We start from the raw sequence: 24,885 nt of genomic DNA, 5'->3' as shown, positions 1-24,885 counted from the left end.
TGGGAGGATGGCCTTTTTATTTTGAAGGATTTATTTTATGGAGAGTGAGAAATCTTTGTGATCATGAATATCTCCTTTTTCCACATGGACCTTCACTGTATAATCCCCGGCAGTAGGGAACTGTACGTTGCCTTCATACTGGCCTGCCGCAGTTTCCGTTGCATCGACGAAGCTGTGCTTCTCGTCATTTCCCCGCCAGAACTCGAATTTGACTGTCGCTTTGTCCAACGCTTTGTTGTCTTTCATCAGATGAACGGTGAGAGCAGCAGGTGTTGCTACTTGAATATTTTCGGCTGGAGAGAAATGATAATCAACTGTATCACCATTCGCGTGACCTGCCGCCCCATGATCATGTGACTGACCTGCGTCAGCTGGAGGTGCGGATGGCGTCGCCCCAGGCGTCTCGCCAGTCTTGTTGTTTACAGAAAATGGGGTCTTCTGCATATTGTGGAAATCACGTGCCGTTACATGGTAGTAGACAAAATAAGAACCTGGCTCGCTAATGGTTTGTTGGGCCGTGTAGACACCGTCTCCTTGCAGCGAAGCCGGGATCGTTTCATGCTTTTCTTGCCCATCTTTCCACCATTCGAACTTCACTTCCTTGGCATCATCCACGGGTTGGCCATCCTGTGTAACTTTAACGGAGAAGGTAACTGTGTCGCCCGCTACAAGCTCCTTTGGTTCCAATGTAAAGGCAGCCTCGACGGGAGATCCAGGTAGCAAAGCTTGTTGCTCGTTCTCTTTTCCACAAGCGGCTAAAAGGAGCATAAGCATGGATAAGAGCAGAATCATCGTAGGTTTCATGTTGGTTTACCCTTCCTTCTTCAATTTCAACAGTTCCTGATAAATTTGTTCGGGATCGAAATCGTCACCCATGCCGAATTTCTGAATGACGGCATTGTTATCATCCAAGAGATACGTACTCGATGTATGAGAGATAAATCCATCATCCATCTTATTGGCAAAAAAGCCAAGCGAATTTGTCACCCTTTTGATCGTTTCCTCATCACCCCGGAGCAGGGTCCAGCCTTGTTCTTGAATCCCCAACTGCTTGGCATAGTAGCGCATGACATCAGGGGTGTCGTTTTGTGGATCAATCGTGATGGTCAAAAACTCAACATCATGCCCCATCAAGTTTGCTTCGAGCAAGCGCTTTTGCAGCTGAACCATTTTTACCGTTGTTGTGGGACAAATATCCGGGCAACGGGTATAAATCAGCTCTACCAAGCGAAACGTTTTCTTTTGCGGTGCTAGCGAATAGGTTTGTCCATCGATGGTTTGCAGAGTCACATCAGGTAATTTCGCCTGGGCGTTTTTGGGCCCGAACCAAACCCAAGAAGCGACAAGAGCAACAAGGACTAGGACGGGTAACAACAAGAGCAACCGTCGGATTCGGATAGCGGTAGCAGGGGCGATATTCACGTGTGTGTGGCGCCTCCTTTCTGTTTCTTTTTGGCTATGGCGTCATGAGGCCGTCCTCTTCCTGATTCTTTTCTTTTCGATACCAGGTAGAGAAGATGTAAGCCAGGACGACTCCGTACGTCAGTTCCTGCATGAGCTTCATCACAATTCCGCCCAGCCGTTGATCCTCGAGAGGGAGAAGAGGAACGGCAAACATCGATTTGTCAATCGGCGTGGAAAAGAATGGAGCGCAGAGCATGGAAGGACCGTCTACATATGTCGTATACAACGGTGTTGCAGAAAAAATAATCAGTGCGCATGCAGGCGTAATTAAAACGCCGTTAGCAAAGATGTAGGCAAGCTTTTGCAGTTCCGACAGACGGTGAATTTCCGGTATCGGTGCGACAACCGGCATCCACATCAAAATCGCAGTCACCAGCAGCAGTAAATGAATCAAATTATGTAGGGCCAAGTTGTTCATTGCCAAGTCTAAAATAACAGGCATGTGGTAAAACGAGAACAGGGCATTGAACATGAGAATAGCAGGTATCGGGTGACTCGCTATCCGCATGAACAGCTTGAGCCCCCGGCGATAGAACAGGCCGCGGATCAACCATGACGGGGTCCCTGCCAAGAGGAGCAAGGGCATTACGAGATAGAGCAACGATTGCTGCAGCATGTGGGCACTAAACAAAAAATGCCCAGCTACGTTCAAAGGACTCCCCATACTAAAGTAAAAACCAATTAAGCCGAGAGTAAAAAAAGTCTTTTGCTTTCGTGTAACAGGTGTGGAATCTTGAAAAGTTTGGCGTAATGGTCCGGTCAGCGAGAAATAAGCCAGACCGATCAAGAAGGTCAAAAGAATCAGCTCTGGATTCCATGTCGCCCGAAAGCCAAAGGTTTCAGTGAAATAAGTGAGGGTCATGCGATTACCTCCGTTTTCAAGGATTATCCCCAGTACTCATTATAGGCAAATAACTGGAAAAGCCTAATGACTCGTTCGGGCTATTTCTTCCAAAGGAACGGAATTCTTCACATATTTGTCACGTATGTCCAATATGAAAAGAGCCTCCCGCAAAGAATCGTGGGAGGCTACCAAATGTTATGATTTTTTCTGTTCTTCCAACCAAGCTTTCCATTCGCTTGCTTCGCGTCCACCGACGAGTCGAGCTACTTCCTTGCCGCCCTTGTAATGAACGAGGGTCGGAGTGAATTCGATGTTGTATTCACCATAGCTGGCGTTAAATTCCAGCAAATTGAGCTTTTTCATATCGATGTCCAAGCTTTTCACGATCGGTACAAGGACGGGGGTAGTTGCTTTGCAATGCTCACAAACCGGGCTGTAAAAGTAAACAAACGCGTCCTCCTGATTATCGAGCTTACCTTTGAGCTCATTAGGCATAATGAGATTATCGTACAGCGGGTCACTCATTTGTTCGAGAGTAGCGGGGTGCAAATTGGCTTTACCGTAAGGGTTTCCTTCCGCAAGCTGACGGTTCGAAATGTCAGAGTACACAATCGCACCGATCAGGAGCGCAGCCACAAGGATGGATAGAAAGATGACTTTCTTCATGAATCATTTCTCCTTTGCATTTTTCATAACGATGACAAGCAGGATGCTGATCAAGGTGAAGGCAATGAGAGCAAGGAACGGAATTGTGATAAAGCCTAGCCAGTTAATATAGTCCGTGTTGCATGGTACAATGCCGCAAGCACTACCCAGATCTTGCAGGGCAGGTATTTTTTGAATCGAGTAATGATACAGCGATGTGAGTCCTCCTATGATGGAGAGAATCAAGGCGTACGAAGCGATCTTGTCATCTTTCTTCGCGGTGGCCACCCCGAGTAAGATGACGAGCGGGTACATCAAGATTCGCTGGTACCAGCACAGGTCACACGGTATGTACTTTAACACCTCTGAAAAAAACAAACTGCCTCCTGTTGCGATTAGGGAGACTCCCCAAGCGGCAAACATGGCTTGTTCCACGATTTGCTGACGTTTCATATTAACACCTCGTCCATATCTTAACATATTACAAATCGAAAGTAGATTATAAAAAGTAATAATTTGTTGAACGAATGGGCTTGTCTCTCGCATCATACTGGATGCACTACCCGATGCGCTTGCAGCAGGTAGGAGCACCAGTGCGAAAGCTCCCAGTTTTCCCGAGCATGATCAGTAGACCCGTACTTGTGGAGAGGATTGCCTATCCCGAATCGGTACGAAAATGGATTGAAGAGAAGGCCATTCGACGAGCATGACGCCTCGCCAATATCCTGCGCCACCATCAATGCCGACGATATTGTCTCTGCGCCAAGGACCGCTGCCTGTGTATTGAGGCAATCCTGGAACAGGGGTATGGCCAAAGATGACAGGGAGTTCTCCATCATAATAAAGATAAAAAGGCTCGCGAATCCATAGTAAATCTTGCGGATTTTGTTCCTGCAAGGGGATGCCGGGTCGAATGCCTGCGTGTACCAAAAGTGCGGCTGGAACTCCTGTTCGCGGATCGGCTGGCAGCTCTATATACAATGGAAGAGACGACAAGGCTGGCAAAATTGTTGGATAGCGAGAAAGGATGAATTGCCGCGCTTCTTCTTGGTCCTGCATAGAAGGCATCCGGTTAAGAAAAGCTCGCCGAAGCGGGTGATTCCCTAAGAAAGAACGTATGGTGGCATCGCCGCCATTGTAGCGCAGGTATAACTCCGGATTGCCGTTGCCGGATAGCCAATCCTCGAGCATCTGCTCGTGGTTGCCTTTTATGAGATAGATTTGGTTCGGATACGCCTGCCGAAGAGCGAGTAGATCGAGCAATACTTCCTTTGATTCCGGTCCTCGATCAATCATGTCCCCCAATACGTACAGACGATCTCCAGCTTGGGGCGAGAAGGAAACGTCCCGCAGCGCCTTTTGAAAAGCCTGATTCTGACCATGTATGTCCGAGACTAAATAAGTAGTCAAACAAGATCACCCTCCTCGAGTACCCGTTATGCCTTTTAGTAGGATATGTTTGTGTAAAGTGGAGGGTGAAAGGTGTGTCTCTTTCTCGATGGAATAGATGGGTGCACATATTTTGTGATCCGGAATAGAGATGTATAATGAGTCAAAGACCCATACGGTGGGAGGATCAAACGACAGATGGCTACTTCCTATCGCGACTATACATCCCCAAATACTCAGTTCACGTACGATATGAGAAATAATCTGTTTTTCAAAAAGGACGATCGTAATTTCATCGATGCCTTGGGGATCGCACAACTAAATACATTAGGCAACAGCTCACTGCTGGATATTTTCCTGACAACGGGAAATGTTGTCGAGCCACACATTCATCAAAATGCAGCGGAACTGGTGTATTGCATCGCTGGTGAGGCCATTGTGTCCTTAATCAATCCTTTTACCAATCAATTGCTCAACTACAATATTAAACCGAGACAAGTTGCCAATATCCCGCAGGGCTGGTGGCATTATGAAATGGCTTTGACAGACGATACGCATCTACTGGCTATTTTTGATGCGCCTGTTCCTGAGGTGATCTTTGGCTCCGATATTTTACGGTTGACTCCAGCAAGTGTGTGGGCACATACGTATTGTTTAGACGAAGCAAAGGTAAAAGAAACATTTGCACCTATTACAAAAACAGTTGTGATTGGCCCACCAGTAGGATGTCAGCAGCAGGGGCAGTTGCCAGATAGAGCTGCCTCAAGTCAGTACCCGTACCATGGCTACTCGAGCCAGTTGCCAGACAGTTACGGTTATTACGATGCCAACTATGGGCAGCAGGGTGGATATGGACAGCACCCAGTCTATCAACAGCCGACTGGTTATCCGCAATATGGCACGAATCCCTACCATACCGGATACACGCCCCAACCCGTTTATCCATCCTATTGAATGGAAAGACAGATAGTGTCCTGATGTACAGGTCTCCCAAATCCGGCATTCTTCTATTACAATCAGGAGAAGAACATTTTCAAAGAAGAAGGGGAGACCATGATGGATCATCTGGCACACTGGTTGCGGACATCTTCCTTTACAGTTGTATTCACCGGAGCAGGCATGTCGACAGAGAGTGGCTTGCCTGATTTTCGTTCACAGTCCGGGCTATGGCGCGGCAAAGATCCGATGCAACTCGCGAGTACACGCGCGATGATGGAGAATCGGGAAGCGTTTGTGGAATTTTATCAGATGCGTATTCAAGGACTGCTGTCTTGCAAGCCACACGCCGGACACGAATGCTTAGCTGAATGGGAGCGGTGTGGATTGGTTCATGGGATCATTACACAAAATGTAGATGGCTTTCATCAAGCGGCGGGAAGCTTGGCTGTAGCCGAACTCCATGGCTCCCTTGCGAAAATCCGCTGTCTTGCCTGCGGGACCGAGTATGCTAATACACGTTATCTGGAGGATCAAGGGACGATTTGCGCATGTGGCGGATTTTTGCGTCCGGGTGTTGTCTTGTTTGGCGAATCTTTGCCGCAATCGCAAGTCGATCAGGCCATCTCGTGGACCGAACAAGCCGATTTGTTCATCGTATTAGGTTCTTCGCTTACGGTGAGTCCAGCCAATTGGTTTCCGCAGCATGCAAAAGAAAGAGGAGCCAAACTGGTCATCGTCAATCAGGAACCAACCCCATTGGATGCGTGGGCAGATGAGGTCATCCAAAATGAACGGATCGGCGACGTGCTGCAAAGAGTAGGACAGTCGTTAGGAGAATAAAAGCAGGCGTGCTCGATGAAAAGAGTACGCTTTTCCTGTTTGGGCTCGTTGACATGCCTTATTGCTGGTGACGCTTCTTATTTTATTTTGATACAGGTGTCATTATTACTTAATATTCAATATTTTACCATTAGTGAGATAACATTCCAATATTTGCTTGATCCATTTGAATCACCCTAGAGCTTGCGCGAAAAACATGATACCATCGAGTGTAAGATTCATATGGCTTCTCGATAAGCAAATAGAAAAGTACAGGTGACGTTCATGCAAATATTATCAGTAGAAAACCTCTCCAAAGGTTATGGAGAAAAAGTATTGTTTGATAACATTTCCTTTCATATTGCCGAGCAAGAGCGCATTGGTCTGATTGGCGTCAATGGTACGGGAAAATCCTCGCTCTTGAAAATCGTGGCGGGCTTGGATACGGCGGATAGCGGGAAAATTGTTCACGCGAATCATTTCCGTGTGGAGTATTTGCCGCAAAATCCCGATTTTGACGAAAACTCCTCCGTACTGGAACAAGTATTTTACGGCGATTCTCCGCTCATTCAGCTTTTGCGAGATTATGAAACAGCGCTAGAGGCTGTTCAGGAATCTCCTGACGACGAGAAAAAGCAGGCGCGATTGTTTGCAGTTCAAAACAGGATGGATGCGGCTGATGCGTGGGAGAGCAATACGCAAGCTAAAATGATCCTGACCAAGCTTGGCTTGCACAATTTCTCGCAAAAGGTTGGAGAGCTCTCTGGTGGACAAAAAAAGCGGGTAGCGATGGCACGTGCTCTGATCCAACCAGCAGACCTGCTCATTTTGGATGAGCCTACGAACCATATTGACAATGAGACAGTTGAGTGGCTGGAAGAGTATTTGTCCCGCTACAAGGGTGCTTTGCTGCTCGTCACCCATGATCGTTACTTCCTGGATCGCGTGACGAACCGCACGTTTGAGCTGGATCGCGGCAAGCTGTACAGCTATGAAGGCAACTACGCGATGTTCCTGGAGAAAAAGGCGGAGCGTGAAGAAAATGAAGCGGCTGTAGAGAGCAAGCGGCAAAATCTGCTTCGACGTGAGCTGGCATGGCTTCGTCGTGGAGCAAAAGCGCGGACGACCAAACAAAAGGCGCGTGTACAACGGACTGAGGAGTTGCGAGATAAAGTCGTAGATGGACCTGCTGCTAAGATGGAAATGGCACTCGGGGCCAGCCGTCTCGGCAAAAAGGTAATCGAGCTTACGAACATCCATAAAGCGTACGGTGAGCGAAAACTGATCAACGATTTCAGTTATATTGTCCTGCCGGGTGATCGTGTGGGAATTATCGGGCCTAACGGAAGCGGAAAAACGACACTCTTGAACATGCTCGCAGGAAGAATTCAACCGGATAGCGGTTCATTGGAAATCGGGACGACCGTTAAAATCGCCTACTACACGCAGGATAATGTCGAGATGGACGAAAAGCTGCGCGTCATCGAATATGTAAAGGAAGCAGCAGAGGTCATTCAGACGAGCAATGGCGAGTCGATCACGGCTTCGCAAATGCTGGAGCGGTTCCTGTTTTCGCCGCATATGCAATGGACACCGATTTCTCGCCTGTCTGGGGGAGAGCGCAGACGTCTCTATCTGCTTCGTACGCTAATGGGAGAGCCGAATGTGCTGTTTTTAGATGAACCTACGAATGATTTGGATATTCAAACGCTCAGTATTTTGGAAGACTATCTCGAGCAGTTCCCAGGCGCAGTCATTACGGTATCGCATGACCGCTATTTCCTCGATCGTACAGTCGACCATTTGTTTGCTTTTGAGGGGCAAGGAAACATTCGTCAATACTACGGCAACTACTCCGAGTATCTGGAAGAAAGACGCCAGGAAAAAGCAACTCAGGTGCAAGAAGCGGATCAACAGGCAGAAAAGACGCAAAGCAACAGCGGAGCTAATCGCGGCAACAACCGCACGCGCAAGCTGTCTTACAAGGATCAGAAGGAATGGGATGCGATTGAAGGCAAGATCGCGGCTTTGGAAGAGCGCAGCGTCAAGCTAAAGCAAGAGATTGCAGCGTCTGGCAGCGATTATGGCAAAATTGAAAAGCTCTATGCAGAAGAACAGCAAGTCGCGACAGAGCTGGAGGCAACCATTGAGCGTTGGGCGGAATTATCAGCATTGGTAGAGGAATTGGAGCAAGGGAAATAATTAGTGGCGTAGCCAGTAATTGAGGGCTGGGAAAGCGACGCTTCCACCTGTAGACTAGAGTAGATTACTAGAGTAGAGGAGTCGCTGTCGTTGCCTGCCTATAAGTTAGACCCGGAATGGGTGATGTCTTATCTAGAGCTGCAAGAACAGCAGCTCTCTTCCGAAGTGCATCCAGAGGATAAAGAAGTGATCATGAATAAGATCAGGGAAATGACGTTATCGATCATGTATAAGCAAGCGAGAAGATTTCTTGTATACTTGGAAGCGGATGAAACGGAAGCAGAAAGAACGAAAAAGACTCATCTTATGTAAAGAAGACCCGCCTTGTTTTAAGAGAGGCGGGTCTTTGCATGTCTATGTTTATGTTTATTGCTGTCTGATTCGAACGGGCGTACCTATGGGCACGATTTTTGCCAGCGCATTCACGTCCTTATTGTACATGCGAATACAGCCGTGAGATACATACTTGCCGATAGAAGAAGGATCGTTCGTACCATGAATGCCATAGTGTGGTTTGCTTAGTCCCATCCATAAGGTGCCGAAAGCACTCAAAGGACCTCCCGGATAGGAATTCGGATAGGGGACTTTGCTGATGATGGTAAAATCCCCGCGTGGTGTCGAAGTGGCAATTTTGCCCAAGGCAACAGGATAAGAGCGGATGAGTCGGTTTCCATCGAACAAATCAAGACGTAGCTTCGCAATCGAGATGCGGATGTTGTAGGACGGCAGTTTCTTCACCTCCCCCACAGACGATACGAAATGCCGCTCTTACTATGTTATGAAAACCAACGGAACCGGTACCTTTCCTCTCATGATTTAATGTAGTTTGAAATCTAACGAAAACGTATCCGGATAGCGCAGGCCGTCACGGTAGAACAAGGTTCGCACCCAGACGTACATCCGTAAAGGAATGGAAGGAAAGACAATGGCCAGCTTACCTTCTTCCAAGACAGGCAAATCGAGCGGGGATTGAATTTCATAAGGGACTCCTTCTTGATCAAGCAACGTTTTGTAATGTTGGGCCTCGCTCCAGCTAACAGGATAATAAAATGATTTTTCCATCCAATTCCAACACCTTTCCAGGTTTCACTGCTTACCATTGTATGTAAAACATTTGAGATAAAAAAAGAAACAAACGCCACAGGCATTGAAAAATAGGCAGTCCAATTGAGGTTTCAAAAGTGTCGTCTGGGCAAAAAACGTCATGATTTTCCCAGGAAATGCGTGTAAAGTGGAAGTAAGCACAAGTTGGAGGGACACGGGAATGAAGCAGACGCACTTGCACTTTAACATGCAAATAGGCAGAAAAAAGCCAGTGAGTGTAAACAACACAGAAACGGCCTGTCCTTTTTGTGATCGAAACAGTCTCACAGACGTTTTGGAGCAGCGGGGCTCCATGATTTGGCTCATGAACAAATTTCCAGTTCTGGAGGATACACATCAGACTGTTTTGATTGAGACGGATGAATGCCAAGGGGATTGGTCTGTCTATTCCAAAGAGCATGTACGAGCATTGCTGGCATTCGGGGTAGAGAAATGGCTTGAAATGGAGCAAAGCAAGTCTTATCGTTCCGTTCTGTTTTTCAAAAACCACGGCCCGTATTCCGGGGGGAGCATCCGTCATCCGCACATGCAGATCGTTGGATTACATGACTACAACTATCTAGATCAGGTAAAAGACAGTGATTTTATTGGCATGACCATCGATCAGGAGGCGGGGATTGAATGCAATCTGTCTACGCATCCGCGTGCAGGATTTTTTGAATACAATGTCATTCTATCGGACTTTGATCGATTGCCGAAAATGGCAGACTACTTACAAATTTTAGCACATTGGATACTGACTCATGTCAATCCGCGTAACCAAAGCTACAATTTTTTCTTTTACCATTGGGGAGAAAAGCTGATCGCCAAAGTAGTTCCGAGATTTGTTACCTCGCCTCTTTACGTAGGCTATTCGATTCCGCAGGTCGCCAATAATTTGGAAGAGATGGTCGCTGAATTGCAACGACGATACTTCTAAACATAGAAAGGGTGCTTACGCTATGACGTATACGATCACGGCAAGAAAAACACTCACCTCAGAGGAACTGGCACAGATTAAAGAATTGGTTGCGATTTGCAATGAGCAGGATGGCATTGATCTCAAAGTAAACCCGGGTATGCTGGAAAAGCGTTCGGGAGAGCATGAAGAAGATTTTGTATGTTATGCGGATGGAAAGCTGGTTGGCTTTCTAGGGCTCTACGTGTTTCACGGCGGTGAGGCAGAAGTGGGCGGCATGGTCCATCCAGCCTACAGAAGAAAAGGCATATTCACAGCGCTGCAAGCACAAGCCGCAGAAGCATGCAGACGAAGAGGCATTCCGTCGCAGTTGTTTATCGTTCAGCGAGATTCGCAAAGCGGTAAGTCATATATGGAGCGAATCGGCGGGGCATATCAATTCTCGGAATATTGGATGGATTTAGGGGAGAAGCAAAGAACAACGCTTTCTGGAAACGTGCTGCTTCGACCGGAGATCGCCAGTGACTACGAAACATTGATTTGGCTGAACGTCCATGGTTTTCAAATGGAGGAAGAACGCGCAAGGGAAATGGCCGAAAACATGGCGGGTGATCCCAAGTCCACCACGCATTTGATGATTGTCGATGACAAGGCCGTTGGCAAAATAAGCGTGAACAAGGATGATGGCAAGGCGTTTATTTATGGATTTTGTGTCCACCCAGATTACCAAGGGAAAGGATATGGACGCCAGGCTTTGGCACAAACGATCGAGATGCTGGTGGAAGAGGGATGTCCGCAAGTATCACTGGAGGTCGCCTGTGAAAACAGCAATGCTCTGGGGCTGTATGAATCATGCGGCTTTTTTGTAAAGTCGGCCAATGATTACTACAAGCTGGCATTGTAGCGGGCAAACTGCTTTTGACCATCTCTCAGGTTGGAAAACATATCAGGATACATGCTACGATAGAAGAGAAAGCAAGTGCGCTGTAAAAAGGAGTGACTCACTATGAAACTGTTGTCCATCGAACCGACGCCGAGTCCAAACGTCATGAAGCTGAATGTAGACGAGCGTTTGCCGGATGGGGTCCAACATGTCTATACAAAGAAAGATACGAGTAAAGCACCAGAACTCATGAACAAGCTCTTGGAGATCGAAGGGGTTACCTCCATTTTTCATACGGCAGATTTTCTCGCGCTGGAGCGAAAGTCCAATGCAGATTGGCAGCGTATTTTGACTGTCGCGCGAGAGGTTTTGCAAGCAGGTGGAGGAGCGGCTGTTCCTGACATGTCTGCGGAGGAAGCGGGGGCATTTGGAGAGGCGCAAGTGTACATTCAAATGTTCCGCGGTGTACCGATGCAGGTTAAGGTGACCATGGGAACGGAACAGATTCGTGCAGCGCTGCCAGAGCGTTTTGGACAGGCAGCCGTGCGTGCAGGCTCTGCATCGCCAAACCTCATCATGGAGCGAAAATGGGTCGAGCAAGGCGTGCGCTATGGCGATTTGCGCGAGATTGGCGAGGAGGTCGCATTGGAAGTCGATGCCTCCTATCCAGAGAGCCGTGTGGAAGAAATCGTGGAACAGGCTATGGTGCTTGGTCCAGGGGAAACCCCAGAGCCAGTCATGCGTGAAAAGAAAGTCGTTACGCTGGAGATGCTCGATGATCCAGATTGGCAAAAAAGATATGAAGCGTTGGATCGGATGGAGCCTACGGAAGAGGATCTGCCTGTTTTGGAGAAAGCGCTTCGTGATAGCAAGCCGTCGATTCGCAGGCTTGCGGTTGTGTATCTGGGCATGATCGGTGGCGATGATGTCTTCCCACTGCTGTTTGAAGCGCTCCGCGATGATTCTGTCTCCGTACGACGCACAGCAGGCGATACCTTGTCCGACTTGGGGGACACGCGTGCGATTCTACCGATGTGTGAAGCGTTGAAGGATAAAAACAAGCTGGTACGTTGGCGCGCTGCTCGCTACTTGTTTGAGGTGGGGGATGAAACTGCCTTGGACGCTTTGCGTGCCGCACAGAACGATCCCGAGTTCGAGGTCAGCTTGCAAGTCCAAATGGCCGTGCAGCGCATTGAAAGCGGCGAGGCGGCTAGCGGTACCGTTTGGCAGCAAATGACTCGCCGAAACGATTAGTTCGCTGCTTCCAGTTGCGTAAGAGCCCTCTATCAAGCAAATTATTGCTATAGAGGGCTTTTTTGTCGTGGTTTCGCTGATTGGATATACGGCGAATAGCAGGGCATACTGCTTCAAGAAGAGCGGTAAACAAGTTGGTTTATTAGCCAAATATTGGTATAAGTCAGTATAAAAATAGACACAGTTCAATAATAGTTGACTTCCACCTTATCCATCCCTTAGACTAGGATAGGGTTTAAGCTTATGTAATCAACATCGCTAGCGCGTAGGGGAGATTGTGTATGACAACCAATCACTATGACGTTGTTATTGTAGGTGCAGGACTTGCTGGTCTATCCAGTGCCGCCTACCTGTCGTCGAAAGGCAAAAAAGTTGCAGTTTTGGAACGCGGTCAATTGGGTGGACGTGCCGTTACACTGAAGATCAAAGGATTTAACTTCAACTTCGGTGCCCACGCCATTTATGCTCGCGACAGCTCCGTTTTGAGAACGTTTGAAAAAGAATTGGGTCTGAACATCGATTGGCAGGATTTCAATCCGACAAAAGCCAAGTACGATATTGGTAGCGATCTGACTGCAGTTCCGGCGAATGTACAAGGACTTTTCCAAACGAAGCTCTTAAAAGGCATGGACAAAGTATTGTTCACGTTTGAGATTTTGAAAACGATGCTAAAAATGGAGAAAGGCCATCCACATATGTCGATTCAAAAGTGGATGGAGAAAAAGCAAGTCAACGAAGAAGTGCGAGAAATGATGTTGACGCTTGCTTCTTCCAACTTCTTCACACGTGAGCCTGAAAAGATTCCTTCTGACGTTTTCTTTTCTTACTACAGCCGTTTGTTTACAACGAATAAACCGGTATCGTATATCGGTGGCGGCTGGCAAGCATTGATCAATGAATTCGTGCGTGTGATTGAAGCAAATCAGGGTACGATTCTGATCAAAACCAAAGTAGAAAAGTTCCAAGTAGAGAATGATCGTGTGGTTGGAGTGGTGACACCGGAGGGAGAATTTACGGCGGATGAATTTATTTGCTGTATTCCGCCGAAGGAGATGGCGAAGGTCTTTGCGGAGACGCGCCTGGAACATGCGATTGCACAGCATGCTGAATACGAGCCAACTGTTGTTATGGTGTATGACATTGGCTTGAAAGAGCGAATTGACGTACCGTTCTCCTACATCTACGAAAAAGCAAACAATATTTTCATTACCGATATTTCGTATTATGACCGTACTTGTGTACCTGAAGGCGGGCAGTTGCTGCAGGCGACTGCTTACATGCGTCAGGATGAAGTAGGGAACAAGGAAGCGGCTGAAATTCGCAAACAAGAGATTGAAAACCTGTATGACAAGCATTTCCCAGGCTGGCGTGAGCAACTGGTTGTGCCGCGCGTTTCTGCTCGTGCAATTGTACAGGAGATCAAATGGACCATGAATCAGAAGCCAATGCCTACTTTTCTGCCAGATTATCGCAACCTGTTCTTCGCGGGTGACTGGTGTGAAGGACAGGGCCAGCTGTCTGAGCTGTCTTTCTCTAGCGCAATGAACGTTTCCAAGCTGATCTTGGAAAAAGAATAAGACCATAACGAGCGGGTGTTCCTTGGTGAAAGGAATGCCTGCTTATTTTTTCTCATTCAACGTTTCAAAGAGAAAAGCCCGCCAATGGAGATGGCAGGCCACATGGATTACGCTTTCTGGCTATATACTTGATAAACGAGATTGCCGATTTGCGCCATGACGTCGGCAGCATCTTTTTGCTCGAGTCCCTTGTTTAAAATGGACAAGGTGACTGCATGAGAACCGATGTAGAGGATGCCAACATCATGCGTGATTTTGGTCACAGACCCAGTCTTGTTGGCGAATTCCCATTTCGGAATCATCCCGATCACATCACCGTCTGGGTCAGGCAAAAAGAAGGGGATGCGGTCACGGTGCTGCTGAGTCTTCAAGATGGCGACCATTTTCAAACAGCTGTCGTAAGAGATTACTTTTCCTGTTGCCAAATATCGGAGGTGGCTTCCCATGTCTTTTGCCGTCACCTCATTGTATCCTTCCAATTCAGCTGGGACGACCATGAGCTTGTTGTAGAAGTGACTGTTTGTCATTTCTGTTTTTTGCATTGCGTTGCGAATGCTCTCTGTTCCGACGAGATCAATTATCATGTTCGTCGCCGTATTGTCGCTTTGGATGATCATCAGGGCAACCAGGTCGCGAATCGTAAATTCAGTGCCGGGAGTCATATGCTGAAGAACACCTGCACCGCCAACGAGATCCTCTGCACGCAGCATGATCTTGTCCTCCAAGGCAAACCTGCCTGCGTACGCCTCTGCAAAAACGGCTGTCATGATCGGGACTTTGATCACACTGGCTGCATAAAAGCGTTGATCTTCGTTGATGGATAATGTTTCACCGGTTTGCAAATCTTCGAAAAAGATTCCCCATTCCCCGCCAGCGTCCTTGATCAGGCTGGATATTTGGGCAAAAAGACTGGATAACATGTAGACCCATCTCCTTTTGTTTCGATGTAGACAAAATTTTCTCAAGATAATATTATTTAGTCATGCTCCTAACAATCAAGAAGAATTATTCCTAAGATGGGGGTTTTGCTGTTGCATAAGTGGAAGAAACTATCATTTTGTGCTGTTCTGTTAACCAGTTTAGCATTCGCTGGTTGTGGAACACCACAAGCAAGCACCACGGGGGAGACGACAGGTGCGAAGCAGGAGCAGAGTAGCGCCCCCCAAACGATGCAGGTCAACCTGAATTCTGGTGAACCAAGCACGATTGACCCTGGACTGGCAGAAGATATCCCTTCGATGTCTGTTGCCCGTGCAGCATTTGATGGCCTCCTGCGCTTGAATGAAAAAGGCGAGCTGAAAGAGGCGGTCGCAGAGAAGTACGAGGTTTCCGCTGATGGTCTCACGTACACCTTCCATCTGCGGGAGTCCAAATGGACCAATGGAGATCCGGTTACCGCTCATGACTTCGAGTACGCATGGAAACGGGTTCTCGACCCGAAAACCGCATCCGGTTACGCGTATCAGATGTACTATTTGAAAAATGGGCAAGCTTTTAACGCCAACAAGGCCAAAGCCGAAGATGTCGGCGTGAAGGCAACTGACGACAAGACACTGGTTGTTACACTGGAAAATCCGGCACCGTTTTTCCCGGAACTGGTTGCATCTGTTACCTATTTCCCGGTTAACAAAAAAGCGGTTGAGGGCAACAAAGAATGGGCTTCAAAGCCAAAGACGTACATGACAAACGGGCCATTCAGCTTGAAAAATTGGGAGCACAAATCAAAGATCGAATTCGAAAAGAGCGATTCTTACTGGGATAAGGACGCTGTCAAATTGTCCAAGCTGACCTTGAACATGATCGAGGATGCCAATACGGAGCTGTCGATGTTTGAAAAAGGTGATCTGGATTGGGCAGGCTCACCACTGGGCGATTTGCCACTGGATGCGCTGGATGCTCTGAAGGAATCCGGAAAGATGCAATCACAAGCGACAGCGGGTACGTACTGGTACATTTTCAATACGACGCAAAAGCCGTTTGACAACAAAAAGATTCGTCAGGCATTTGCTACGGCAGTCAATCGTCAGGAAATCTCCGATAATGTCGTACCATACAAGAGCACACCAGCGACGGGCATTCTCCCGCCAACCATGGCACTCACACCAGAGGGCTATATCAAAGACGGCGACGTAGAAACCGCGAAGAAGCTCTTGGCAGAAGGCATGAAAGAAGCGGGGATCAAAGAGTTGCCACCGATCACGATTGCATACAATACGTCAGAGGTCAATTCACGTATTGCGACAGTCATTCAGGATCAATGGCGCAAAGCATTTGGCATCGAAGTCAAACTGGTAAACAAAGAGAACAAGGTTCACCGTGAGGACATGAAGCAAGGAAACTTCACTATCGGTCGTGGTAGCTGGATTGGCGATTTCAACGATCCGATCAACTTCTTGGAAGTCTTCAAGGGTGGACTGAATACATCCAAATGGGAAAACAAGGAGTTCCTCGATTTGCTCGCGCAGTCTGCCAAAGAAGGGGATGTAGCGAAGCGCAAGGAAATCCTTAAGAAAGCAGAACAAATCGTCATGGATGAAATGCCTGCGTTGCCAATCTACTATTTCACCTATGCGTGGGTGAAGCAAGATAGCGTAAAAGATGTGGTAGTAGATGCACTCGGGTTCATCGACTTCAAGTACGCTTCCAATCAAAAGTAATCATGAGTTTATGAGGGAGTGACTGGCGTGCGTCCGATCATTGGTGTGGCATGTACGAAAATGTATTTTCCGAAGAACGATCTCGACCAGTTTTTCTATGTAGGTTCTGGCTATGTGAACGGAATTGCGCGCAGTGGCGGTACTCCACTGATCTTGCCACTGTTGACGATTCAGGATGCTCCGTTTCGTGAGATGATCGAATCCTTGGACGGCTTGATTCTGTCCGGCGGTGAAGATCCTGCGCCGCATTTGTACGGCGAAGACCCGCTGCAAGGGCTGGGTGATATCAATTACGAAAGAGACATCACGGAGCTTGAGATTATCAAGATTGCGCTGGAGCTGAAAAAGCCAATCCTGGGCATTTGCCGCGGGATGCAAATTTTGAATGTGGCGTGTGGCGGCACCCTCATTCAAGATATTCCGAGCCAAGTACCAGGAGCATTACAGCATGCGCAGAAGGGTTCACGGCAATACGGGGCGCACAAGATTACGCTGCAACCTGGCTTTGTAGCGGATGCCCTCGGAAAGACAGAGGTGCTTGTGAACACTTCTCACCACCAAGCAGTCAAAGACATAGCACCGGGCTTCAAAGTCACAGGATGCGCGGCTGACGGTGTGATTGAGGCGATGGAAAGCCTCGACGGGCTACATGTAGGCGTACAGTGGCATCCAGAACGGATGTGGGCACACGACGACGACATGTTGAAGATTGCCGAGGCATTTGTTGCTCGGGTAAAGCAGTTGAAGCTGCAAGCGACTAACTAGAATAGAAATGAGAGAAACCGTTCTGGGATTGCCCAGAGCGGTTTTTGCATGCAGGAGGGCTTTGCGATGGTTAACTCGGAGGCGATGGCTTCCGGTATCCCTGTTTGCTCATGCGATTGGTAGAGTGAAGAGACAGCCCGGGTAGTTGCTCTGGCTGTTGAGCTGTACATATTGATATACTGGGCCTAGAGGTGATGGAAATGTTAAAAGTAGGAACATCGGCTCCCGTTTTTAAAGCAAACAGCACAAAAGGAATCGTAGATCTCCAAGCACACATTGGCAAGGAAACTATCGTCCTCATCTTCTATCCGGGAGATGATACCCCGATTTGCACGAAGCAGCTGTGTGCGGTTCAGGACCATTACACCAAAATCGAGCGAGCAAATACGGTTGTTTTTGGTGTCAATCCCGGTAGCATGGACAAGAAACGCTCGTTTGCTGATAAGTTCCGTTATGAATTTCCATTAATCGTGGATGAAGACGAAACGATTCGAAAAGCATATGATGTCGGCAAGGTTCTCGGACTGTTTTTCCAGCAACGCATCGTGTACATCATAGGCAAAAACGGAACAATCTTATATGCCAAAAAAGGAAATCCTCCAGTGTCAGAGCTGCTACAAGTAATCAAAAACCAAGCCTAGGACGTTCTCGCTTGCGTCAATGGAACAAAACAGGGATAATAGAAATGAGAATGTATGTTTGGTGGGTATCCCTATGAAAAAAATTCTTCACTTGGATATTGACGCATTTTTCGCGAGTGTAGAGCAGTTAGATCGTCCCGAATTGCGGGGGAAGCCGGTCATTGTCGGGGGAACTGGCAATCGCGGTGTCGTATCTACCTGCAGCTACGAGGCACGCAAATATGGTGTTCGCTCCGCAATGCCTGTCGCCATAGCGAGGAAAAAATGTCCGCAAGGCTATTATTTGCCTGTCCGCTATAGCCGTTATATCGAAAAATCTGCTGAGGTCAGACAGATATTTACTTCTTATACAGAACGTTATCAAACAGTGGGTCTAGACGAGGCTTATTTAGACGTGTCCCATTATGAGAATGCGGTACCCATCGCCCGCGATATTAAGCGGCGAATCAAACGGGAGACCGGACTTACTTGCAGCATCGGACTTTCCTACAATATGTCGTTGGCTAAGATTGCCAGTGACTTGAAAAAGCCGGATGCCTTTGTAATCATCCGACCTGAGCAGGCTTTGGATGTGCTGCGGTCGTTGCCAATTGGCACCTTGCATGGAGTCGGCAAAAAGTCGCAAGAGCTGCTCGCGAAAAAGGGGATTGAGACGGTAGAGGATTTTTGGCGGCTTTCACTCGATGAGGCCACTACATTATTTGGGAAGTTCGGTCGTTCCCTCTATTACCGGGCGAGGGGAGAAGACAATCGCGAAATCGAAATGGATCGCGCTCCGAAATCATCGAGCCGCGAAACGACACTCCCCTTTGATTTGTTTGACAGGGATGCGATTGCTCCGATTGCCACCTCCCTCTTGCGTGAGGTTGAAGAGGACATCCGCGAGGAAGGGGTCGAGCCCCAGACGATAACGCTCAAAATCAAGTACGCGGACTTTACCCAGCGGACCAAGCAGCACAAGGCTGTGGCTGGAGCCAATTGGCAGGAGTTGTTGGACGATTTGCTCGACGCCTTTGACTACACAGCAGGTGTTCGATTGGTGGGCGTAGGCTTTTCGAATTTTGCCGAGCAGCAAGGGGAGCGGTACGAACAGCTCTCGATGTTTTCGTGGAAGCTGGGGAAGTAAGGGAGGGAGAACGGTGGAGACAGAGAATGCCTTTCATTGCTGTGCGACCTGTATTCATTTTCGCGTGGAGAAAGGTACGGGAGGAGTCAGCTATCGATGTTCTCGTCTAACCTATGAGACACGTCCGGACTATCGATTCCAATGCTGGACTCCGACAGAGAAGGTCAAGCGACTGATGGAAGTACGTAAAAGCCAATGATAGCGACAAAAAGAGGCACCCCCTTCGTCAGTATCGACAGAGGGGGTGCCTTTTCTATTCATTTATCAGGTCGAAGACCATCACTTCCTCCGGACCATCCATTTCGCCATTTGAGGTAAAGCCGAACGATTCATACAGCTTGCGAGCGAACTCGTTTTCAGGATGAATACTCAAGTAAATGCGCGTACAGCTGTAGCGTCTGCACATTTCATCAACGAGCATGCGCAGAAACTTTTTGGCGTACCCCTTACCCTGATGGCGAGCATCAATCATAAAGCGATCCAGCCAAATTCGGGCATTCTCTACTTCAGTTCCGTGCATGGCATAACCGACAGCGATGTCCTTGTCATACAGACCGCATGATATCCATTCCGGTTCAAAACCCGATTGGGCGATGGAAAAAGCGTTGCTCTCGATAAAGGAGTGTTGGCCTTCCGTTACAGTCAAGCAGGCAATTTGGCGCCAATTTTCTTTCGTAATTTCACGAATAGACAAGCTCAAAATTTCATCTCGCTTTCATTGGTGCTGAGAAGGGCGGATTTGCTTGCTTTTAATTGGACAAAAAGTAAAATGCCGAAGCCAAAGATGGACGCTGCCACGATCAGGAGGGCAGAGGATACTGGCAGTATATCCGTCAAAATTCCCCCTGCGAGTGGGCCTGCAACCATTCCGATTCCGTGAAACATATTAAAGAGAGAGTATGCCGTGCCGTATGCGCCGCTTCCTCCTTGGTCAATGATGGCCCCCAACGTACCCAAGGTTGGCGATAAGGTAAAGCCAATACTAGCCCCGACCAAGGCCATTGCGAGCATTGCCTGCCAGAGGGAGTCCGCCCAGGCCAAAAATGGCAGAAACACAGCGAGCGTAATGATTCCGCCAAACATGAGTTTATACGGATTCATGCGGCTGGAAAGGGAGCCAGCAACTGGGGCGATCAGCCCATATGCGAGTGTCATGACCCCAAACAAAAGACCAATCGTGGTCGGAGTCATGCTAAGTTTCTCTGTAAAAAATACGGGCAATGTCGGTTCTAGCAAACAAAGGGAAATCTCAGCCAACAGGACGATTCCAGCGATAAAGATGACTTGCGGATTGCGGATGAATCCACCGACATGAAGCTTTTCACTGACAGTTCTCGTCGTGTCTTCCTTCAAGAACAAGTAGACCAGCACAATATTGATCACGGTAAAGGCTGCTGCTGCCAGGAAAGGCATGCGATGGTCACTGATTTCAAACAACCATCCGCCAATCGGCGCTCCGAGCAATGTACCGGTGGAAATCGCCGTCAATGCAATTCCCATTACAGCTCCGCGCATTTTGGATGGGAACAAATCCGCCAAGAGTGCAAGCGCAGTTGGCCATGTAGCCGCAGCAGCAATACCTTGAACAAAACGAGCGGTAATCAACAAGGCCATTGTCTCAGAGAAAGCAAACAATAACGTGGAAGCGGCGAGACCGAGCAAGCCGATCAAAAGCATGGTCCGTCTGCCGACCCGATCGGATATCGGCCCGAAAATAGGGGTGACAATGAGCATCGCGACCGCATAGCTGCTAAACAGCACGCCCATCATGGTGGAGGAGGGCGCAAGCATTTCCGTAAAATAAGGAACAATCGGAATCAACAAGCTGTACAGCAGCATGTCGATAAAAAGGATCAGGATGACAAACAAAAGTCCTATTCGTTGTTGTTTGGTCATTTGTGTAAAAATGGACATAATGGAACACCTCTTAACTATAAAAACTATTTTTGTTTTATTGGTTTTCTTGCAAAATACGATATCGTGGTCTTTCCAAAGTTAGTGGAATGACCACGAGTCATTTGTTACCTTTTATCCGTTGGCACCAATCCGAACAAGAGGACATCTACAATGGCGGAAAGCGCCTCTGAGACTGTAATCTGGTTTTTCGTGTAAAAACGCAGATCAAGTGTGGAATTGAGGGCATCGACAATCACCTTCAACATGAGTGTAACGTTCATATTGACGATTTGTCCTTCTCGAATACCCTGTTCGATGAGTACGCGAAGCGTTTGCCAATCCTCGGATAGAGAAGCCTCGACTTGGGCATATTGCTCAGGATAATATCGCTTCATCTGTTCGAGGATGCGCAAATCATAAAATTCATAGTGTGTCGGTAAAACCATCATGACGCCTTTGATTTTATCGATAAGAGAGAGACTGTCGTCTGCGAGAATTTGCTGTGTTTTTTCATCGCCCTCTTCAAAGGACTGCTGAATAATTGTTTCCAGAATTTCTACCTTAGATGAGAAGTGCTCGTATAACGTGCGTTTGCTGATCCCGAGCCGCTTCGCCAAATCATCCATGGAAAATTTCATGCCTTTATCGCGAATCTCTTCAATAAAACCTTTCATGATCCGGTTTTTAATTGCAATCAACCCCCAGCCAAAATAACACAACAGAAAACTGTAAAAACAAAAACAGTTTTCCCAGTAACGCCATTTTACACAGGATAACAGATCAATGCAAGTGGTGATCATGCTTTTTGTTTTGCAACCAAGTGGTCGATTATGGTATAGTAGGTGCCGAAATCGCGGTTGATTGCTTCACATCATTTGGAGGTGCCCCGTGTTTTTAGAAAAGCTGATGCCTAGTCAGTTCGTCGAATCAATCCATCACATTGACATAGATCAATTGAAACGAAATAACATCCGTGCGGTGATTACAGACTTGGATAATACCTTGGTGGAATGGGACAGGCAACATGCAACAGAGGAGGTCATCAACTGGCTTGCTCGCATGCATGAGGCAGGCATACAGGTCACTGTTGTCTCCAACAACAACAAGGAGCGTGTAGACCGCTTCTGTGCCCCATTAAATCTCGGGTTTATTTATGCGGCCAAAAAGCCGACGAACCGTGCCTTTTTGCAGGCAGTGCGGCAGATGAATGTAACCATCGCTGAGACTGTTGTCATTGGCGATCAATTGTTTACCGATGTGCTGGGAGGAAATCGATTAGGATTTCATACGATCCTGGTTGTTCCTGTGGCCCAGACGGATGGTTTTTGGACGCGCTTTAATCGTCAGATGGAGCGTGTGGCCCTTATTTGGATGGAGAGGAAAGGAATGGTTTCGTGGAGGAGAAAAGCATGACGGAACAAACGCATGGCTCTTGTGCTGGATGTGGGATTACCATTCAGATTGCAGACGCGAAAAAGCCTGGCTATGCACCTGAATCCGCGCTTGGCAGAAAGGTAGTCATTTGCCAGCGTTGTTATCGCATCAAGCATTATAATGAAGTTGCTCCCGTAGGAATGGGCGATGACGACTTCCTTAAGATCTTGGACGGCATCGGGTCTACGCAGGCGCTTGTTGTGATGGTTGTCGATATTTTTGATTTCCAAGGCTCCTGGCTCAAAGGGTTGCCGCGCTTTGTCGGGAAAAACCCGATCTTGCTCGTAGGTAACAAAGTTGATCTGCTGCCAAAAAATATCAATTTAAACCGCGTACGCAACTGGATGCAGCACGAAGCGAAGGAACGCGGATTGCGCCCGGAGGATGTCGTACTCATCAGCGCACAAAAAGGACTTCATATCGATGAACTGTTGAATCGTATTGGAGAGCTGCGCAAAGGCCGAGATGTTTACATTGTCGGTGTGACCAACGTAGGAAAGTCAACCATGATCAACCGCATCTTGCATGACTACGGTGCGGCTGAGCTGGAGATTACCACATCGCCATTCCCAGGTACGACGCTGGACAAAATCGAGATTCCACTCGAGGACGGCCGCTCCATTTTCGATACGCCAGGAATTATCAATCGCGATCAGATCGGACACATGGTATCCCCGACTGACCTCCGAAAGATTACACCGACCAGCCGTATCAACTCCAAGGTATATCAGCTTGACGATGGTCAATCACTCTTTTTGGGTGGCCTAGCTCGGATCGACTTTGTACGCGGAGAGAGACAGCCGTTAATCGTCTATGCGGATAACGACCTGTACATTCATCGGACGAAGCTGGAAAAAGCGGATGAAGTGATGGAAAAGCATCACGGAACCTTGCTGGTACCGCCAACAGGGGAGGAAGCTGCGAAAGCACTTCCACCATTTGTGAAGCACACCTTTAAAATCAACAAGTCCACCATGACGACTGACATCGTAATTTCCGGTTTGGGCTGGGTCAGCATCCAAGGAAAACACGAAGCGAGTGTTGTCGTGCATGCACCTAAAGGCGTAAGTGTTGGGATGCGCAAAGGGCTGATCTAGCTTAAGCAAGAAAAGTCGAGTTAGCCTTGCCATATGCTATAGAGAGACGTCCGGGGAGGAAAAGCTCCATGATTACAAGCAAAACAAAACTGGTTGGCCTGTTTGGACATCCAGTTTCCCACTCGCAATCACCGATGATGCACAATACAGCTTTTTCAGAGACCGGGTTGGGATTTGCCTATGCTGCGTTCGATGTTGAACCGGAAAATCTGGAAGATGCAGTCGCGGGTATTCGAGCCTTAGGCTTGAAAGGGATTAACGTCACGATCCCCCACAAGGTCGCTATCATGCCGATGCTGGATGAAATCGATCCGCTTGCCAAACGAATCGGGGCTGTCAATACCGTCGTTTCTCGTGATGGACGCTTGATTGGCTATAACACAGATGGTATGGGCTATGTTCGTTCACTTGTGGAAGAGACGGGAATCGTTCTTGAAAAGCAAGTGGTAACCATGGTAGGGGCTGGAGGCGCTGCGCGTGCAGTGGCGTTTACCTTGGCTGAACAAGGAGTCAAGGAAATTCGCATCATCAATCGTTCCCGGGAAAGAGCCGCAGTATTGGCTGAGCATGTCGGGACGATTGTACCAACGAAAATCGTAGAACAGGGCGAAGGGGCAGCTGCCATCGCAGATTCTTCGCTGTTGATCAATACAACATCGATCGGAATGCTGCCAAACGTACAGGAGACACCTGTGCCAGCAGAATGGCTTCATTCTGGTTTAACCGTTAGCGATCTGATTTATAACCCGCTCGAAACGCGTCTGCTAAAAGAAGCGCGTGCCATCGGTGCCATTGTTCATTCCGGAATCGGCATGTTCGTGAATCAAGGTGCACTGGCTTTTGAACTGTGGACGAGCGAACGAGCACCAACTGGGGTTATGCGTGAGGTCGTCTTGCAACAATTAAAGAAAACAACCTGATAGGCAGGATGTAAAAGGAGGCATTGCCGATGTTGACTGGCAAGCAAAAGCGCTTTTTGCGCGCAGAAGCACATCATCTTACCCCCATTTTCCAAGTAGGAAAAGGCGGCGTAAACGAAAACATGATCACTCAGATTAAAGAAGCGTTGGAAGTACGTGAATTGATCAAGGTAGCGATCTTGCAAAACAATAATGACGATAAACATCAAGTGGCAGAAGATCTGGCAGCAGGTGCTGGAGCAGAACTTGTGCAGTTGATTGGCCATACGGTTGTCTTGTACAAAGAGTCCCGGGAGAACAAGACGATCAAGCTTCCGTAAGTGACCTGCAT

The 24,885-nt window shown here is 47.9% G+C and carries 29 protein-coding genes; 17 read left to right on the top strand and 12 right to left on the bottom strand.

Annotated features, from left to right (window positions below; translation table 11 throughout):
- Positions 1-30: 30 nt before the first annotated feature.
- The 6 genes from ACM6JA_RS04410 to ACM6JA_RS04385 form a co-directional block, all read right to left on the bottom strand.
- A complete protein-coding gene (locus ACM6JA_RS04410; RefSeq protein WP_414851354.1) occupies positions 31-804 on the bottom strand; it encodes a FixH family protein in 774 nt (257 codons plus the stop codon).
- Between the two features lie 6 nt (positions 805-810).
- Positions 811-1,422: an SCO family protein gene (locus ACM6JA_RS04405; protein WP_414851353.1), complete on the bottom strand. Its 612-nt coding sequence runs from the start codon at positions 1,420-1,422 to the stop codon at positions 811-813.
- Positions 1,423-1,456: 34 nt separating this feature from the next.
- Entirely contained in the window at positions 1,457-2,326 is an 870-nt protein-coding gene (gene ctaG / locus ACM6JA_RS04400; RefSeq protein WP_007727822.1) for a cytochrome c oxidase assembly factor CtaG, read from the bottom strand.
- A gap of 177 nt (positions 2,327-2,503) precedes the next feature.
- Positions 2,504-2,974, bottom strand: a complete 471-nt coding sequence (locus ACM6JA_RS04395; protein ID WP_414851352.1) for a thioredoxin family protein — start codon at positions 2,972-2,974, stop codon at positions 2,504-2,506.
- Positions 2,975-2,977: 3 nt separating this feature from the next.
- Positions 2,978-3,406: a disulfide oxidoreductase gene (locus tag ACM6JA_RS04390; RefSeq protein WP_007727820.1), complete on the bottom strand. Its 429-nt coding sequence runs from the start codon at positions 3,404-3,406 to the stop codon at positions 2,978-2,980.
- A 171-nt stretch (positions 3,407-3,577) separates the two neighbouring features.
- Complete coding sequence (locus ACM6JA_RS04385; protein ID WP_414851351.1) at positions 3,578-4,363, bottom strand: metallophosphoesterase family protein; 786 nt, start codon at positions 4,361-4,363, stop codon at positions 3,578-3,580.
- Positions 4,364-4,540: 177 nt separating this feature from the next.
- On the opposite strand from ACM6JA_RS04385, the gene ACM6JA_RS04380 reads away from it, so the two are divergent.
- The 4 genes from ACM6JA_RS04380 (at position 4,541) to ACM6JA_RS04365 (ending at position 8,614) form a co-directional block, all read left to right on the top strand.
- Complete coding sequence (locus tag ACM6JA_RS04380; protein WP_414851350.1) at positions 4,541-5,296, top strand: cupin domain-containing protein; 756 nt, start codon at positions 4,541-4,543, stop codon at positions 5,294-5,296.
- Between the two features lie 102 nt (positions 5,297-5,398).
- Entirely contained in the window at positions 5,399-6,121 is a 723-nt protein-coding gene (locus ACM6JA_RS04375) for an NAD-dependent deacylase (protein WP_414851349.1), read from the top strand.
- A 264-nt stretch (positions 6,122-6,385) separates the two neighbouring features.
- Complete coding sequence (locus ACM6JA_RS04370) at positions 6,386-8,302, top strand: ATP-binding cassette domain-containing protein (protein WP_414851348.1); 1,917 nt, start codon at positions 6,386-6,388, stop codon at positions 8,300-8,302.
- 90 nt (positions 8,303-8,392) lie between these two features.
- Entirely contained in the window at positions 8,393-8,614 is a 222-nt protein-coding gene (locus ACM6JA_RS04365; protein ID WP_007727805.1) for a hypothetical protein, read from the top strand.
- 54 nt (positions 8,615-8,668) lie between these two features.
- On the opposite strand, the gene ACM6JA_RS04360 is transcribed toward ACM6JA_RS04365, so the two are convergent.
- Together ACM6JA_RS04360 and ACM6JA_RS04355 are read right to left on the bottom strand one after the other, a co-directional pair.
- Positions 8,669-9,040: a L,D-transpeptidase gene (locus ACM6JA_RS04360; RefSeq protein ID WP_414851347.1), complete on the bottom strand. Its 372-nt coding sequence runs from the start codon at positions 9,038-9,040 to the stop codon at positions 8,669-8,671.
- Positions 9,041-9,118: 78 nt separating this feature from the next.
- Positions 9,119-9,364 carry a hypothetical protein gene (locus ACM6JA_RS04355; protein ID WP_007727802.1) on the bottom strand — a complete coding sequence of 82 codons (246 nt, stop codon included), beginning with the start codon at positions 9,362-9,364 and terminating at the stop codon, positions 9,119-9,121.
- A 202-nt stretch (positions 9,365-9,566) separates the two neighbouring features.
- Between ACM6JA_RS04355 and ACM6JA_RS04350 the strand changes: the two genes are divergently transcribed.
- The 4 genes from ACM6JA_RS04350 (at position 9,567) to ACM6JA_RS04335 (ending at position 14,018) form a co-directional block, all read left to right on the top strand.
- On the top strand, positions 9,567-10,325 hold the full coding sequence (locus ACM6JA_RS04350) for a DUF4931 domain-containing protein (protein WP_414851346.1): 759 nt from the start codon (positions 9,567-9,569) through the stop codon (positions 10,323-10,325).
- 22 nt (positions 10,326-10,347) lie between these two features.
- Positions 10,348-11,208: a GNAT family N-acetyltransferase gene (locus ACM6JA_RS04345; protein WP_414851345.1), complete on the top strand. Its 861-nt coding sequence runs from the start codon at positions 10,348-10,350 to the stop codon at positions 11,206-11,208.
- A 102-nt stretch (positions 11,209-11,310) separates the two neighbouring features.
- On the top strand, positions 11,311-12,441 hold the full coding sequence (locus ACM6JA_RS04340) for a virulence factor (RefSeq protein WP_414851344.1): 1,131 nt from the start codon (positions 11,311-11,313) through the stop codon (positions 12,439-12,441).
- Positions 12,442-12,722: 281 nt separating this feature from the next.
- Complete coding sequence (locus ACM6JA_RS04335; RefSeq protein WP_007727797.1) at positions 12,723-14,018, top strand: phytoene desaturase family protein; 1,296 nt, start codon at positions 12,723-12,725, stop codon at positions 14,016-14,018.
- 107 nt (positions 14,019-14,125) lie between these two features.
- Here ACM6JA_RS04335 and ACM6JA_RS04330 read toward each other — a convergent pair whose 3' ends face one another.
- A complete protein-coding gene (locus ACM6JA_RS04330; protein WP_414851343.1) occupies positions 14,126-14,938 on the bottom strand; it encodes a serine hydrolase in 813 nt (270 codons plus the stop codon).
- 111 nt (positions 14,939-15,049) lie between these two features.
- Between ACM6JA_RS04330 and ACM6JA_RS04325 the strand changes: the two genes are divergently transcribed.
- The 5 genes from ACM6JA_RS04325 (at position 15,050) to ACM6JA_RS04305 (ending at position 19,406) form a co-directional block, all read left to right on the top strand.
- A complete protein-coding gene (locus ACM6JA_RS04325) occupies positions 15,050-16,675 on the top strand; it encodes a peptide ABC transporter substrate-binding protein (RefSeq protein WP_414851342.1) in 1,626 nt (541 codons plus the stop codon).
- 27 nt (positions 16,676-16,702) lie between these two features.
- Positions 16,703-17,440 carry a gamma-glutamyl-gamma-aminobutyrate hydrolase family protein gene (locus ACM6JA_RS04320; protein WP_007727794.1) on the top strand — a complete coding sequence of 246 codons (738 nt, stop codon included), beginning with the start codon at positions 16,703-16,705 and terminating at the stop codon, positions 17,438-17,440.
- 200 nt (positions 17,441-17,640) lie between these two features.
- Positions 17,641-18,081 (top strand): peroxiredoxin, encoded by a 441-nt coding sequence (locus ACM6JA_RS04315; protein WP_414851341.1) that lies wholly within the window; start codon positions 17,641-17,643, stop codon positions 18,079-18,081.
- Between the two features lie 73 nt (positions 18,082-18,154).
- Positions 18,155-19,207 carry a DNA polymerase IV gene (locus ACM6JA_RS04310; protein ID WP_414851340.1) on the top strand — a complete coding sequence of 351 codons (1,053 nt, stop codon included), beginning with the start codon at positions 18,155-18,157 and terminating at the stop codon, positions 19,205-19,207.
- 13 nt (positions 19,208-19,220) lie between these two features.
- On the top strand, positions 19,221-19,406 hold the full coding sequence (locus ACM6JA_RS04305) for a hypothetical protein (RefSeq protein ID WP_414851339.1): 186 nt from the start codon (positions 19,221-19,223) through the stop codon (positions 19,404-19,406).
- 54 nt (positions 19,407-19,460) lie between these two features.
- On the opposite strand, the gene ACM6JA_RS04300 is transcribed toward ACM6JA_RS04305, so the two are convergent.
- The 3 genes from ACM6JA_RS04300 to ACM6JA_RS04290 form a co-directional block, all read right to left on the bottom strand.
- On the bottom strand, positions 19,461-19,907 hold the full coding sequence (locus ACM6JA_RS04300; RefSeq protein ID WP_414851338.1) for a GNAT family N-acetyltransferase: 447 nt from the start codon (positions 19,905-19,907) through the stop codon (positions 19,461-19,463).
- Positions 19,904-21,121 carry an MFS transporter gene (locus ACM6JA_RS04295; RefSeq protein ID WP_414851337.1) on the bottom strand — a complete coding sequence of 406 codons (1,218 nt, stop codon included), beginning with the start codon at positions 21,119-21,121 and terminating at the stop codon, positions 19,904-19,906. Before ACM6JA_RS04295 ends, ACM6JA_RS04300 begins: the two co-directional genes overlap by 4 nt.
- Positions 21,122-21,228: 107 nt before the next feature.
- Complete coding sequence (locus ACM6JA_RS04290) at positions 21,229-21,777, bottom strand: TetR/AcrR family transcriptional regulator (RefSeq protein ID WP_414851336.1); 549 nt, start codon at positions 21,775-21,777, stop codon at positions 21,229-21,231.
- A 214-nt stretch (positions 21,778-21,991) separates the two neighbouring features.
- On the opposite strand from ACM6JA_RS04290, the gene ACM6JA_RS04285 reads away from it, so the two are divergent.
- From ACM6JA_RS04285 to yhbY, 4 genes are all read left to right on the top strand, one after another.
- The gene (locus ACM6JA_RS04285; RefSeq protein ID WP_007727780.1) at positions 21,992-22,516 is read left to right on the top strand and encodes a YqeG family HAD IIIA-type phosphatase; all 525 of its coding nucleotides are present in this window, start codon (positions 21,992-21,994) and stop codon (positions 22,514-22,516) included.
- Positions 22,513-23,634: a ribosome biogenesis GTPase YqeH gene (yqeH, locus tag ACM6JA_RS04280; RefSeq protein WP_414851335.1), complete on the top strand. Its 1,122-nt coding sequence runs from the start codon at positions 22,513-22,515 to the stop codon at positions 23,632-23,634. The genes ACM6JA_RS04285 and yqeH overlap by 4 nt, the downstream gene beginning before the upstream one ends.
- 68 nt (positions 23,635-23,702) lie before the next feature.
- Complete coding sequence (locus ACM6JA_RS04275) at positions 23,703-24,554, top strand: shikimate dehydrogenase (protein WP_414851334.1); 852 nt, start codon at positions 23,703-23,705, stop codon at positions 24,552-24,554.
- Positions 24,555-24,583: 29 nt separating this feature from the next.
- Positions 24,584-24,874, top strand: coding sequence for a ribosome assembly RNA-binding protein YhbY (gene yhbY, locus ACM6JA_RS04270; protein WP_007727776.1), 291 nt, complete (start codon positions 24,584-24,586; stop codon positions 24,872-24,874).
- Positions 24,875-24,885 lie beyond the last annotated feature (11 nt).

The organism is Brevibacillus sp. IT-7CA2, from assembly GCF_949767855.1.
Taxonomy (GTDB): Bacteria; Bacillota; Bacilli; order Brevibacillales; family Brevibacillaceae; genus Brevibacillus.
Note: the sequence above shows the minus strand (reverse complement) of the source record. Positions and strands in the feature narration are given on the sequence as shown.